At 43.6% G+C, this 14,701-nt stretch carries 12 protein-coding genes; 9 read left to right on the forward strand and 3 right to left on the reverse strand.

All coding sequences use genetic code 11. The features are described 5' to 3' along the window. Window positions 1–298: 298 nt before the first annotated feature. Both fdhD and RCH20_RS02810 read right to left on the reverse strand, forming a co-directional pair. The gene (fdhD, locus tag RCH20_RS02805; protein ID WP_442793088.1) at window positions 299–1,294 is read right to left on the reverse strand and encodes a formate dehydrogenase accessory sulfurtransferase FdhD; all 996 of its coding nucleotides are present in this window, start codon (window positions 1,292–1,294) and stop codon (window positions 299–301) included. Window positions 1,295–1,548: 254 nt separating this feature from the next. Next, window positions 1,549–3,897 (reverse strand): FdhF/YdeP family oxidoreductase, encoded by a 2,349-nt coding sequence (locus RCH20_RS02810; RefSeq protein WP_327192501.1) that lies wholly within the window; start codon window positions 3,895–3,897, stop codon window positions 1,549–1,551. Window positions 3,898–4,370: 473 nt separating this feature from the next. On the opposite strand from RCH20_RS02810, the gene RCH20_RS02815 reads away from it, so the two are divergent. The 8 genes from RCH20_RS02815 (at window position 4,371) to RCH20_RS02850 (ending at window position 12,992) form a co-directional block, all read left to right on the forward strand. Continuing rightward, complete coding sequence (locus RCH20_RS02815) at window positions 4,371–5,015, forward strand: DUF411 domain-containing protein (RefSeq protein WP_327192502.1); 645 nt, start codon at window positions 4,371–4,373, stop codon at window positions 5,013–5,015. A 726-nt stretch (window positions 5,016–5,741) separates the two neighbouring features. Further along, window positions 5,742–6,296 carry a carboxymuconolactone decarboxylase family protein gene (locus tag RCH20_RS02820; protein ID WP_209956570.1) on the forward strand — a complete coding sequence of 185 codons (555 nt, stop codon included), beginning with the start codon at window positions 5,742–5,744 and terminating at the stop codon, window positions 6,294–6,296. 212 nt (window positions 6,297–6,508) lie between these two features. Beyond that, window positions 6,509–7,162, forward strand: coding sequence for a DsbA family oxidoreductase (locus RCH20_RS02825; RefSeq protein ID WP_327192550.1), 654 nt, complete (start codon window positions 6,509–6,511; stop codon window positions 7,160–7,162). 482 nt (window positions 7,163–7,644) lie between these two features. Beyond that, window positions 7,645–8,961, forward strand: coding sequence for an ABC transporter substrate-binding protein (locus RCH20_RS02830; protein ID WP_327192503.1), 1,317 nt, complete (start codon window positions 7,645–7,647; stop codon window positions 8,959–8,961). A gap of 2 nt (window positions 8,962–8,963) precedes the next feature. After that, window positions 8,964–10,724: an ABC transporter permease gene (locus RCH20_RS02835; protein WP_327192551.1), complete on the forward strand. Its 1,761-nt coding sequence runs from the start codon at window positions 8,964–8,966 to the stop codon at window positions 10,722–10,724. A 107-nt stretch (window positions 10,725–10,831) separates the two neighbouring features. Next, the gene (locus tag RCH20_RS02840) at window positions 10,832–11,467 is read left to right on the forward strand and encodes an ATP-binding cassette domain-containing protein (protein WP_327192504.1); all 636 of its coding nucleotides are present in this window, start codon (window positions 10,832–10,834) and stop codon (window positions 11,465–11,467) included. Between the two features lie 138 nt (window positions 11,468–11,605). After that, a complete protein-coding gene (locus RCH20_RS02845) occupies window positions 11,606–12,208 on the forward strand; it encodes a CDP-alcohol phosphatidyltransferase family protein (RefSeq protein WP_327192505.1) in 603 nt (200 codons plus the stop codon). Further along, window positions 12,201–12,992 (forward strand): sterol desaturase family protein, encoded by a 792-nt coding sequence (locus RCH20_RS02850; protein WP_327192506.1) that lies wholly within the window; start codon window positions 12,201–12,203, stop codon window positions 12,990–12,992. The genes RCH20_RS02845 and RCH20_RS02850 overlap by 8 nt, the downstream gene beginning before the upstream one ends. 35 nt (window positions 12,993–13,027) lie before the next feature. On the opposite strand, the gene RCH20_RS02855 is transcribed toward RCH20_RS02850, so the two are convergent. After that, complete coding sequence (locus tag RCH20_RS02855; protein ID WP_327192507.1) at window positions 13,028–13,672, reverse strand: TetR/AcrR family transcriptional regulator; 645 nt, start codon at window positions 13,670–13,672, stop codon at window positions 13,028–13,030. A 177-nt stretch (window positions 13,673–13,849) separates the two neighbouring features. On the opposite strand from RCH20_RS02855, the gene RCH20_RS02860 reads away from it, so the two are divergent. After that, a complete protein-coding gene (locus RCH20_RS02860) occupies window positions 13,850–14,545 on the forward strand; it encodes a haloacid dehalogenase type II (protein ID WP_327192508.1) in 696 nt (231 codons plus the stop codon). Window positions 14,546–14,701 lie beyond the last annotated feature (156 nt).

Below are 14,701 nucleotides of genomic sequence, written 5' to 3' on the forward strand. Positions count from 1 at the left end.
CTACGCTGTCTTATTAGCGTGTTTGTTATTAAAGGATGTCAGCTGGTATGGGTCAGTCTTTTAATAGCGGCGATCAAATATTAGTATATAAGTAGGGCAGAGCCGGCGGACTATAACTGAATTAGCAATTAGCAATTAGCAATTAGCAATGATTTGACTCTATCATCAATAATGAAAAGCCGCTTCATCATAAGTTAGGCGGCTTTTTTGTATCTATAAGAAAGAATAGTAGATTATTTCAAAAATTTTACAGCCTATAGGTAATGTTATAAGCAACGTTCAAACACATGCCTTAATATTAAACGCCTGAATAATAGGTCACCCTATTGTCACGCAAAAACCCAGCCAGTCCTAGCCCGTAGCGCTGAGCGACACGCACTGCTGTACTGGTTGGCGCGGACATACCGACCAACCAGGGTATTTGCGTACGAATAGATTTTTGTACTAGCTCAATTGACAATCGCGAAGTCATGATAACGCACTCGACATCTACCTTATAACGCAGTTGCCAGCCGATGAGTTTATCGAGGGCATTGTGGCGACCCACATCTTCAAATAAATACAACTGCTGCTCGTGCATGGTTGCCGCTGCGTGGACAGCGCCGGTCAATTGGTGGGTGTGCTGGGTGGCATCAACTTGGGCGCGCATTTTTAATAAACTATCGAGACTGGGTATCGTTGCTTTATGACGTTGCTGGTCCTGCTGCTGGTTGTTTGGCCCATTCTTTAAATAGCCACTCAAGTCTGGCAATGCTTGACTCAGTCCCGTTATACCACACATGCCACAACCTGTACGTCCTGCCAGCTGGCGCTTTTGTGCTTGAATACGCTGATGGCAACGCTGGTTTAAGACCAATTCCACCACATAAATATCATAATCTAGTAAATGCTCAAGTGTCATCGAGACATTAGCCTCATCGATGGTGTCATCGGTGAATTTTTTAAAACTGTCAGTATCGGTAAGCTGAGTGACTTCCCAATCGAGCAATTCATGACTATGCTGAATCAATCCTTCACTAAACAAAAACCCAATAGCTAAATAATTAAGCTGGCTGGGACTGGCCATTAGTACCGCATAGTGAATACCATTGATGACAATCGCAATCGCTGCCTCTACAGCTAAGCTGGTCTGATCATGATCAATATGAATCTGGTCAATGCTACCAATACTATTTTGAACATTAACATTACCATTACTGCTATGGCTATGCTTCTTTGATGGATAAGAATGTTGGTGTGCCATATGGTTACGCGCCAGTGGCGTTGCAGATAGCTCCATGGGTACGGGCTGCATAGGCGGCACAAGCACAGTATCTGTCAAGACCTCATCACTGTATTGAGCGTGGTCTTGAGAATTGGTTCCAGCTATCATAAACGCTCACTATCTGGTTTTTCATTGGTATCGTCGTGGTTATTATCCTTGCAGATGTCATTTAAGTGCCATTTAAGTGCTATTTAAGTATCATTTAGATGGTATTGAAACTTAAACGCTACTTAAACTTAGATGCCACTTAAACATTCTGGCTGGATAATCGGCCTTACAAGATTCTATGCAGAAGCAATAAGCTCGTCAGCGCTTACCCGTTCTAAAACCACGGTTAATGATTTATACGCGGGTATTTTGGAGTCTGGGGCATGAGTGTCCAAGTCGATGAGATCATTACACTCAGGATAGTAGGTAGCGACTGCATTGGCAGCAATATCCATTTCAGTCAGGACCAATGGCCCCAATGTACGTGGCTTACCCTCACTGTCTTGACGCGATACCATCACCTTATCGCCTTTGTCCCAACCCAATCGACTCATTTCATCGGGATGCATAAATAAAACATCGCGGCGATCTGTTTGGCGGTAGCGGTCTTGGAAACCAAATATCATGGTATTAAATTGATCATGACTACGGACACTGGTTAATTGCCAGACTGCTTGTTGCTGATTGATAATGTCATTAGACTGAGCGTTGTTTTGATGCTTGGCGTCTTCCGAAAATTTCGCTGTTCTCTCTGCCATTTGGTTAGCAACATAAGTAATCGGATATTTTGGCACTTCAAACTGAGCTTTACCGCTGTCAGTATCCCATTGGCGATGACGTGCTGGATGATATAAGTAGAAACCGCGATCAGCAGCACGAATACGCTGATTAAAATCCTCGAAACCGGCAATAGCTTTAGCGATATAATCACGAGTAACATCAAAGTCTTCGCCCATATCCTTCCAAGGAATTGAAGTATCAGAGCCGAACAAATGGATAGCGATATCGGCCACAATCTGTGCTTCAGACTTTAAGGTATTACTAATCGGTGCCAGGCGGCCTTGGGTAGCTACAATTTTGCACATGGAGTCTTCAATCGTCGCAAACTGTTCACCTTTATTAGTGATTAAGCGTTCGGTACGACCCACACAGGGTAAAATGAGATTGTCGACGCCCGGATAAAGCATGGTCTCATTAAGTTTGGTAGCAACAAAAACGTTGAGCTGATTTTTGGTTAAGGCTTGTTGGATGGCACTGGTATCTGGCGCTGCAACAGAGTAATTACCGCCCATACTCATAAAGACTTTAAGCTCACCGGCTATCAAGGCCTTCGCTCCAGCGATGACATCAAGGCCATCCTCTTGGGGCATTGGACGCTCAAAGACTTTTTCTAGGCTATCAAGCAGACTTTGACTGGGACGCTCATGAACGCCCATTGTGCGATCGCCTTGCACATTGGAATGACCACGAACCGGTGACGCGCCTGCACCATCGATACCGATCATGCCCATAAGCAGCAATAAATTAGTGATCATAGCGACATTATCGTCGCCTTGAACGTGCTGAGTGATGCCCATACCCCAAGTACAAATCGTCGCTGGACTGTCTGCGACCAGACGAGCAATATTAATGATTTCATCTTTAGGGATACCGCAGCCGCGCTCGACATCTTCCCAAGATTGCTGACGCAGCCAGTGATCTAATCCCTCAAAACCTGAGGTATGGCTGTCAATAAAGTCGGTATTAATTTTACCGTTTTTGGTCAGCCATTTTGCAAGACCAGTCAATAGCGCAACATCACCACCGATTTGGATTTGAATGACATCATCTACGAGATCATCACTTTGTCCTGCCACCATATGAGTTGGTTTCTGTGGGTTTCTAAATTTGCTTAGACCTTGTTCTCGCATGGGGTTAATAGAGAGTATGCGGCACCCTTGCTGGTGCGCGTGAGCAAGCATCTCTAGCATTCGTGGGTGATTGGTCGCAGGGTTTTGTCCGAACATCATAATGAGTTTGGCCTGCTCAAAGTCCTCTAGCTTAACAGTGGCCTTACCGACCCCCAACTGCTTAGTTAGCATCACCGACGTCGGCTCATGACACATATTGGAACAATCTGGCAAATTATTGGTGCCAAAACAGCGCACAAATAATTGATACATAAAGGCGGGCTCATTGGTTACCCGCCCTGAGGTATAGAATAGCGCCTGATCTGGTGAGTTAAGCTGTTGCAATTGCTTAGCGATACGCGCGTAAGCCGCTTCCCAAGAGATTGCTACATAATGATCGTGCGCAGCGTCGTAATACATCGGTTCTGATAAGCGCCCACTATGCTCAAGCTCATAACCAGTCCATCCTTGCAGCTCCTTAACGGAGTGCTTAGCAAAAAATTTAGCATCGGCACGGGTAGACATGGTTTCACTTGCCAGTACTTTGATGCCATTCTCGCAGACATCTAGCATTTTATGGTTTTTGTGATCAGGCCATGCACAGCCTGGACAATCAAAGCCACCTTTGGGTTGATTGCTACTAAACACGCTCAAACTACCGCGCAAAAAAGTTTGGTAATCCATCAACTTATGAGCAGAAGAAATCAGCGCAGGCCAACCAGCGGCAGGATGGGTATAAACAGGAATTTTGCGCATGATAGGCCTTATAATTAGATGAACAGTCAGATGAACAGTTAGATGAACAGTGAGATAAAAAGCTAAATGGCGACTGCAGAAGCATTAGCAGAAAATTAATAATATCACTACTTCTACACAATTAAACATGCAAACGGTAAAAAACAGTAAGCCTATTAACTGTTCCAAGATTTTTGGTACTGTTATTAAATGGTTTATACCTGACTTATAATGCGATTGATGACAATAGTCTGTTGAATAGAAATACTACTGTCACTTGCTAGGTAGTAAATAGTATGTAATAGCAATATTCATGCGCAAAGATTGCCACGTGCCGTAATTGCCATCCTATTACCATCTTATTGCCATCTTATTACCATGTTAGTATCGTCTTACCCTCAGGATCATCCCTCTAAGTTATTTTTTGTCTTGGTTTATTATTAACTTTATTCAGCGTCACTAAACGCTATATTCACAATATATGAGAAAGCACTATGACAGTCTTTGCAAGAGAATCCAGCTTTAAGTCTAACCGCCAGTCGCACAAGCTCCTTCGAGGCATGCTAGTTTTATTAGCAGCCTCTTCGCTGTTTGCTTGTAGCCAACCAGATAGTGACACTACTGCTGCCAGCACAGCAGTAACGGAGCCTTCTACTGCTATAACATCAGACGCTTCTGCATCACCCACCGAATATGCACCCGTTATGACTGCTGCAACGGGTAATCCACAGTTACTCAAAAATGTCTCAGCAACGGTCTATAAAGATCCTAATTGTGGCTGCTGTAAAGACTGGATAGACCATGCCCAAAGCAACGGCTTAAGTGCAACCACTGAACACCCAAAGGACTTGTCATTATTTAAAGACCGTTACCAAGTACCTAATGAGATGCGTGCTTGCCATACCACTGTCACAACTGATGGCTACGTTTTTGAAGGTCATGTCCCTGCGAAGTATATGGCGCAATTTTTAGAGAATCCGCCGGTACAAGCGCTCGGTCTTGCTGTACCTGGTATGCCTGTTGGTAGTCCAGGTATGGAATATGAAAATAAGTTCATGCCATATCAGGTCATGCAGCTCAATAAAGACGGGACAAGCCAAGTTTATGCTGATATTGAGTCTACTCAGCAGCAACTATAATTTGGACTATAACTTTTACTTTAGTGAGACTAGAGTCTAAATAGCGCTGTATATAGGTGCGGGTAGGACGGTGGTTATACTGATTTTTATAGCTACTTATACTGTCTTAGTCTAAAAAAGCAGCACCCTAGAATGTTGTCAAAGGGCGCTGCTTTTTTGATCATTGTTTATAATGCACAGGGCTAGATATTATAAGGGTTATGATTAAGGGTTATTATTTTTCGCTGCACTGACAGCATTTAGAGCACATGTCACATTTTTCACAAGTAGTAGGGCAGTTACAGCCACATTTTGTGCAGCTACAGCTGGAATTGTAATGTATAGGATATACCGATGCATGCAACTTATCTTTAGAAGTGAGTGTCATAACAAATCCTTGTTTATAATAGATAATTGATTGTGACAAGGATTGTGAGCATATTCAGTAATTTTATTGTCAACTTAATAGATTGGTTAGTTAATATTCTCTATGGTGAGTATGGTTATGCTATAAACCCAGCAATCCATGGCTCTGCAATGTATTAAACAGCATAAATAAATTGTTACAATTTATTTGGATGATTATCTAATGTGATGTTGAGTGTTTGCTCAACATCATTTATGGTGGTTTTAGTTCTTCAGCTTAAGGACTATCACCTAGCAATTTGAGCGAACGCTCAATTTCAGTGTTAACCTTTAAATGAATACAATCTATGTTACTTCAATACTTATTATAAGGATTTTTATATGACCGAATTTACGCTTCACGATAAGCAAAGTGCCCCACAAGAGAGCCAAGCGCTATTCGACGATTCCATCGGTGCCTTTGGTATGATCCCAAATTTACACGCAGTTATGGCAGAATCACCCGGACTACTTGAAGGGTATCAACGTCTTCATCAATTGTTCCTAGATAGTAGCTTCGATGACGAAGAGACTACCGTAGTGTGGCAAACCATCAATGTCGAGCACGCTTGCCATTACTGCGTTCCTGCCCATACTGGCATCGCCAAAAGCATGAAAGTTGATGATACCATTACTGAAGCATTACGTAACGAAACCCCACTACCAACAGCACGCTTAGAGGCGCTTCGCGACTTCACGCTCTCTGTCGTCCGTGGCCGTGGTAATGTTGATGATAGCGCCGTTCAAGCATTTTTAGATGCGGGCTATACTAAGCGTCAGATTTTTGAAGTGGTACTTGGCGCCGCTCAAAAAGTAATGAGTAACTACACCAACCATCTCGCCAACACACCGATAGACAAACCATTCCAAAAATTTGAATGGCACAAGGCTGACTGATTACTTAGAATATCAGTCGCAAATATATTAATACTCAAAATATCAGAGGAAGTTACGCTTCCTCTGATATTTTTTTAACTCTATTTGAGAAATCACCAGAAAATAGATATTTTAGATAAAATGACAACTAGCTGCTAACACGAGTAATAGTTAATATAGGTGTTAGCTAACACTAACTACTACTAACGAGAACTACTATGCAAAAGTCAGATATGCAAAAGTCAAATAAACCACTACGGATAGATATCGTATCAGATGTCGTTTGCCCTTGGTGCATCATCGGTTACCGGCAGTTGGCCGAAGCCTTAGAGAATACCAATACAGCGCACGAAATTCATTGGCACCCATTCGAGCTAAATCCTAACATGCCAGCAGAAGGGCAAAATCTGCGCGAACACGTCATGGAGAAATACGGTAGATCTGCTCAAGACTCTGAGGAGAGTCGAATCAAAATGACCGCAGCAGGCGCAGAAGTTGGCTTTGAATTCCAATTTATCGATGGTGCACGAATCTATAATACCTTCAATTTGCATCAACTTCTGCACTGGGCTGATCAGCAAGGGCGTAGGCACGACCTAAAACAAGCCTTATTTACCGCCCATTTCACCAATAACCGGGATGTCTCTGACAAGGCCACACTCGCGGATATAGCCGCAGAGATTGGATTGGACCGTGCTGAAGCTCAAGCAGTTCTTGATGATCAGCGCTTTGCACAAGAAGTGCGCGATTCCGAACAGCGTTCGCGGGAACGAGGCATTCAAAGTGTCCCAGCAGTAATTTTTAACGACCGTCATCTCGTCAGCGGCGCACAAGGTGTTGAAAACTACACTAGGATTCTAGAACAGCTGGCAGAGATTACAGAATAAACTATTCTTATGACCTATCTGTTTAAGTCAATTGATAATTGAGGCCTATTCTATTTCTCTGTTTTTTATAGAGTAAAAAAGAGAATGGGCTAATCTACATCGAATGCGAGCATTATTTGCTCAAATATTTAACAAACCAGTATTCAACAACACAGCTATGCCTATGATTAAGCGATTACTTAAATCAAAATAATTATTATCTATTGCTGACTGCGGTATAACCACTGCAGGTATTAGAACGCGCTTCGTTCATCATATTTCATAAATGAGCATCAAAAATACCTCGAAAGGATATCTTCACGCCAAAATACTTACCGCTATAGTAAATCCAATTTAAAAACGATACAGTACTGCTGTTATAAGTTTTTTGCAGTCTCTGTCTGCGTAGGCACAGCAAGCAATAAAGACTTATGCCAGCAGTAGGTTACGTATCGATATTACTTTTCATTGACGATAACTGGTAGACGATAACTGGAATTTAAATGCATTTTGCCAAGTCTGGTCATACCCTAACGCGATACCGGTTTTGCTGCGTGGCGCTGTGTATTTGTTTAGGAGTTTCTTCAAGCACGGCAGTGACTAATACTGTCGCCACTGCTGAGCAGCCATATTGGCAACAGATTGAAACGCTGGGTAAAAATCAAGACGTGTACTTTTATGCTTGGGGTGGTGATCCGCAGATAAATGCTTACATACAGTGGGCAGCCAAACAAGTTAAGAGCCAGTACAACATCAACTTAGTGCATGTAAAATTAAGCGATACCAGCGAGGCGGTAAGCCGGGTCTTGGCCGAAAAGTCAGCCAATAACGATAGTCAAGGTAGCGTTGATCTCGTCTGGATAAACGGGGCCAATTTTGCCACCATGAACGAGCACTCATTGTTATTAAAACAATGGTCGAATAAGCTGCCTAACTTTGCCTTTACTGATCCCAATAATAATCCTGCTGTTAATTTTGATTTTGGTATTCCAACCAATGGTATGGAAGCACCGTGGGGGCAAGCGGCGCTTACTTTTTATTATGACAGTTTGGCCATTGACGGCTCAGTAAACAATCAACCACCGACCACTTTAAATGAGCTGTTACGCTGGAGCGCTCAACATCCTGGACGCTTTAGTTATCCCAAACCACCTGATTTTTTGGGTATGAGCTTTTTAAAATATGCTTTAGTGATGCTACATGAGCAAAGCCCTGATAACACAAGCGAGAGCTTAAAAGATGAAAGTCTAAAAGCTCAGCTAAACCAGCCTGCTACCGAGCAGAATACAGCGTTAGTATTAGAACCTTTATGGGACTTTTTAGATAAACTGCATCCCACATTATGGCGTCAAGGCGAGTATTTTATGCAAAGTGGGGTGCAAATGCGCCGCTTAGTGGATGATACCGAGCTAAGTTTAGCCTTTACATTTTCAGCGCCCGAAGTGCCTGCAGCGGTGCAGCGCTATGATTTACCTAAAAGTATTCGTAGCTATGCCATGGATGACGGTAGTTTGAGTAACACCCATTTTGTTGCCATTCCTTATAACGCCAGCCACCAGCAAAGTGCGCAACTAGTCGCTAACTTTTTACTCAGTCCCACCGCCCAGGCGCACAAACAAAAACCTCAGATTTGGGGTGATAGCACGGTCCTTATTCAATCAACACTGACGCCTGAGCAACAAGCGTTATTTAAAACCCGTCAGCCGCATCCAAGTGCCTTACCTATTGATAGTATCAAGCGTACCCTGAGTGAGCCGCATCCAAGCTGGGTGGAGGCTATTATGCAAGGTTGGGAAGTGCGTTATGGGGCAAGTTCGTGAGTATGCCTGCTAAAAAGCAAGCAGTAAGTGCTGCATCACCGGTCCCTTATCAAGCAGATATGTTTACCAAACTCGTCAAGTTTAGCCCACGATTTTTACTGCTGCTACTGACATTACCGGTACTGGGTGGGTTAGTGAGCGTCCTATTGCCCGCTTTTGGCTGGGCGCCAGCACTGGAGCAAACAACGATTGGCTTGCAAGGCTTTAGGGATCTCTGGCAAACACCAGGCCTCATGCAAATGGTCGCCTTGAGTGTGGCTACCGGCTTGATAAGCACGCTACTGGCCCTGGTCATGGCGGTAATGATTTTAGCCGCATTTTTTAACAGCCCATGGCTCAATCGTATTGAACGTTCGCTTAGCCCTATTTTAGTCATTCCGCATGCGGCAGCAGCCATTGCCGTTGGGTTTTTAATTGCCCCTTCTGGTATGCTTTCTAGACTAATATCTCCGTGGCTCAGCGGCTGGGAGTTGGCACCACAAGGCATACTTCCGCATGATGCTTACGGTATCAGTATCATTCTAGGTTTAACCTTGAAAGAGCTGCCTTTTTTATTATTGATGGCACTTGGCGTCTTGGCTCAACCTGAGCTTGGCAAGAAACTACGGCAACAGTATAAAGTGGCGCTTAATTTAGGCTATTACCCAATGACTGCCTTCTTTAAAGCGGTGTTGCCAAGCCTTTATCCATTATTACGTTTACCGGTTTTTGCGGTACTTGCTTATGCCAGTGCCAGTGTGGAAATGCCGCTAATACTAGGCCCAAATACCCCGCCAACATTGGCAGTGGCTATTATGCAGTGGTTCAATGATGTTGATTTAAATTTACGTATTAAAGCCTCTGCCGGAGCGGTATTACAGCTGGCACTGACGGGTGGCTTACTCGCCCTGTGGCTAACGGGCGAAAAAATGCTCAAGCGGCTATGTTATGGCAATGGCAATGGTTTATTAACCAACGGCCAGCGTGATTACGGTAGCGCTGTTTGGCAAAAAGCTACTGTAGCGCTCACAAGCTTAATTATCGGCTTTATATTACTGGCACTGATTGGTCTGCTTATGTGGTCAGTTGCTGGGTATTGGCGCTTTCCGGCAGCCATGCCAGAGCAGTTCGTGCTATTGCACTTTCAAAGCGCCTTGATGCAAATGGGCAGTCCGTTATTTAACACCCTTACGATTGGCCTAATAACCACCTTGTTTGCAGTGGTTCTCACTTTACTGTGTTTAGAATCAGAGCAGTTAACGGCCCAGCCACTGTCACGCTTTACCCATTTAATTATTTATTTACCGTTATTGGTGCCCAGTATTGCCTTTTTGTTTGGCTTGGTATGGTTACAGCAATTGGTCAATAACCAAACAGCGTTTCTCAATGTGGCCTTTACCCACTTACTGTTTGTATTGCCTTATGTATTTTTATCGCTGGCGAGTAGCTATCGGCGTTTAGATCCGCGTTTTTCTCATGTTGCGGCCAGTCTTGGGGCTGCCCCGTACAAGATATTCTTTAAAGTAAAATTACCGCAGTTATTTGCGCCTATTTTAATCGCCGCTGCCTTAGGATTGGCGATCAGTTTTGGTCAATACTTGCCAACACTGTTAGCGGGTGGCGGGCGTATAGCGACTATAACTACCGAAGCCGTTACTCTAGCTAATGGTGCAAGTAGGCGCACCAGCGCTGTTTATGCCATTATGCAAATGGTGTTGCCATTGATCGGCTTTGCGCTGGCGTGGGGTTTACCTAAGTACTTCTTTAAAAGTGCGCGTCATTAAAAGTGCGTGTCATTAAAAGTGCGTGTCATTAAGAATGAGCGTCATTAAGAATGAGCGTCATTAAAAGTGTATATTGTCAAAAGCGTATAACGTTACAGGGTATTTTGATGCAATCCTCTTTACAGATAAAAAACTTACAGCTTTTTCGTCAAGACCAGCGATTACTCCGCTTAAACGAGCAAGTAAATGGTGGCGAAATCCTTACTATTATGGGGCCTTCGGGCAGCGGTAAGTCGAGCTTATTAAATTGGCTGACGGGCACACTTAGCAGTAGTTTTAAAGCAGAGGGTGAAGTATGGCTCGATGGCCAAAATATAGACCAACTACCCACACATTTACGCCATATCGGGGTGTTATATCAAGATGCCTTACTGTTTTCACACTTATCAGTTGCTGGCAATATTGCTTTTGCCATGCCTAAAGGCAATAAAAAGCAGCGGCTGGAAAAAATAGAACAAGCACTTGAACAAGTGGGTTTAAAAGGTCTGGGCAGCCGCCACTCTGACACCCTTTCTGGTGGGCAGCAGGCGCGGGTTGCTTTATTACGACTGCTACTTAGTGAGCCAAAAGCCATATTACTTGACGAGCCGTTTAGTAAACTTGATACTCAATTAAGAGCTGATATTCGCCAACTGGTGTTTGAGCAAGTTCGTAACCATCAGTTGCCTACCATTATGGTCACACATGACCATAGTGATGCCGAGGCTGCAAATGGCAAAGTCATCAATTTAGATGGTCGTTAGTTTAAAATCCGTCAACTAACAAACCAGCTATTTAGAAGCGACTGGCTAAGCATGATAGTTTTAGAGCCAGAATTTTAAAACCACAGGGTACTTAACATGTTAGACAAATACCTTACTCCGGTTATAAAGCCTATGTTAATGCCTATGGTAATAGTGCTGCATAAGCGCGCTGTAACCGCTGATCAGCTGACTGTGGTTGGTTTTTTAATTGGGTTATTAGCAGTGCCATTGCTTATCTTTGAGTTTTGGTATGCGGCACTAGTGGCTATCGTCTTGAACCGTATATTAGATGGACTTGATGGTGAGTTGGCACGTTTTGCCAACCAGACTTCGAGCGCTGGCGGCTATTTAGATATTACTCTAGACTTTCTATTTTACGCGGCGATTCCGTTGGGGTTTATAATAGCTAATCCTGAACAAAATGCTGTCGCTGGTTCTTTACTACTGGCTGCATTTATGGGTACTGGCTCAAGTTTTTTAGCCTTTGCCATTGCTGCTGAAAAATTTAAAATCGAAAAAACTCAATTCAAATACAAGAGCTTTCACTACTTAAATGGTTTAACGGAAGGTGCTGAAACCATCGCGTTGTTTATGGCGTTTTGCATTTGGCCACAGCACTTTTCATTATTAGCTATTTTATTTGCTATCGCTTGCGTCATTACTATCTTTACTCGTATACATGGTGGTTACCATACGCTTAAACAGCAAGAAGCTAAGATAAATGGAGTAATCAATGACTAATGAAGTATGGTGGCGACTCGGCTGCTTTCTCAGCATTTTAGTGATAATGATGTTACTTGAATGGCGAAAACCAGCCCGACAATCACCAATTAAAAGTAGGTCGCGTTGGTTCGCTAACTTTGGACTGGTATTTGCTTCGTCAGTCATTGCGCGTTTAGCGGTTCCCATTGGTCTCACTGCGGTTGCACTTTATAGCCAGCAGCATGGTATTGGTTTGTTTAATCAAATCACTTTGCCAAGTGTCATAGTCATCGTACTGAGTTTAGTTCTACTCGATATTTTAATCTATTGGCAGCATCGACTATTTCATCAGGTTCCTATTCTATGGCGTTTACACCGTGTGCATCATGCCGACGCGCATGTCGACACCAGTACTGGGCTTAGATTTCATCCGATTGAAATCGTACTCAGCATACTGGTAAAGCTTATTGCAGTGGTGGTGCTAGGTGTACCTGCTATAGCAGTGCTCATATTCGAGATTGCCTTAAATGGTTTAGCACTGTTTAATCACGCCAATATTCGCCTGCCACCGACTATAGAAAAGCCCTTGCGTCTGGTATTAATGACCCAGATTTTACACCGCATTCATCATAGCCAGGTCGCGACTGAAACCAATTCAAATTATGGCTTCAGCGTGATTTGGTGGGATAAAGTGTTTGGTAGCTATAAAAGTGCAGCCTATAAAGCAGATACCGACATAGATATCGGTTTGGTTGAATACCCTAAAGCGCAACAAAATGCTTCGCTATGGAGCCTATTAACCATGCCATTTAAGAATAAGTGAGCCGCTTACTCTTAAAGTAGGTAAGTCCCTAACAATCAAGACATTTTTATAATATCGTCTGTATTATTTAAGCTGTCTGCGTTATCTATGAGCAGCGCTTCCAAAGACAGTGCCATATCTTCAGCGAGATCGTGCACAGCGGCACTATCAACGTCGCGCTGGGCGAAAGCACGCAGCCCCATGACCTCAGCCTGCAGTCGTCGACCAAGCCTAATGGGATCAAGTCGGCCGTCTAGTTCTCCTATCCGCTGAGACTCAGTAAAGCAATTGATAAAATATGCCTCTATTCCTGCAAGCATCATTTCAACCTTGTGCAAGGCAGCATGCTCTCGTTCACCCAGCTCCAATAAGCTCTTGACTAGCATACAAGCCCGACTGGGCGACTCTTGATCGCGAATTCCGCCGAGCAGGCGTAAATAAGCCGCCAGTCCCAGCAATGGAGAGCCATGGTGCTTATTCAAGGTGCGTTCTAGTTCAACCGTGGTTTTATGGGCATAGTGTTCCAATGCTTCTTGAAAAAGCCCATCTTTGCTACCAAAAGCGGCGTAAATACTACCTGGGCGCATATCGAGCGCTTTTTCCAAGTCTTTTAACGAGGTTGCATGAAAACCCTTTTGCCAAAACAGCTGTAACGCTCGATCAAGAGAGTCTTGGCGATTGTGAAGTGTAGCGCGAGACATAATAAATTCCAGTGTCTTTATTCTAATGTGTGTAAAGCCGTAATAGGGTACGGCAGAATAAATTTGAGTGATTGCTCAATTTTATCTTGAATAGTCATTACAGTCCAGTTAAAGTTAAGTAGCATAGCGGTATATTAATCGTTATTCTCATTTATTGTAAACAAAAAAGGATGTTCTATGTCCGATGATAACTTTCCCTCTATTATTGTGTTTGATGTGAATGAAACGTTGCTAGATATTAACAGTCTCGAGCCTTTATTTGCACGCATATTTGGCAATCGAAACGTACTGAGAGAATGGTTTGCTCAGCTGATTCTTTACTCCCAAACTATGACTTTATCCGGTCTTTACTCGCCTTTTGGTGAACTGGGGGTGGGCGCTTTACGGATGGTAGCCACTATTCATCAGGTAACAATCACTGATAGTGACATTGTAGAATTAAAACAACGAATGAGCTCAATGCCGGCTCATCCCGACGTTGTACCAGCGCTGACCCGATTGCGCGATGCAGGGTTTCGGTTGGTGACTCTGACTAACTCGGCTAGCAGCGCTTCGCCTACACCTTTAGATAACGCAGGACTAAGCCATTTTTTTGAGCGTACGTTTAATATCGAAACCGTTGGTAAGTTTAAGCCGGCGCCCGAAACCTATCACTTGGTTGCAAAGGAATTGTCCGTTGAGACCGCAGATTTGTGCCTCGTCGCTTGTCACCTTTGGGATACTATAGGCGCACAAGCTGCTGGCTGTCGTGGTGCCTTTCTGACACGACCTCACAATGCTATCCTTGTCGCTGCCGGTGTACCGTCACCTGATCTTATCGCATCAGAGCTAACCACTCTGGCTGACAAAATTATTCTGAGTAGGCCAGCCTAATAATCTCGTTCGTACATCTCGCAACAGGAATTACTATTAAAACCATAGACATCATCAAAATGATCTAATACGAAGGTTATAGTTGTTTACCGCAACAATAATTTTGAGGATAGCCTCAGCTTATCTAAGCTGTCAGCAGTAGAAGTCAGCTCTGCA

It is taken from the genome of Psychrobacter sp. PL15, from assembly GCF_035984995.1.
Lineage (GTDB): Bacteria > Pseudomonadota > Gammaproteobacteria > Pseudomonadales > Moraxellaceae > Psychrobacter.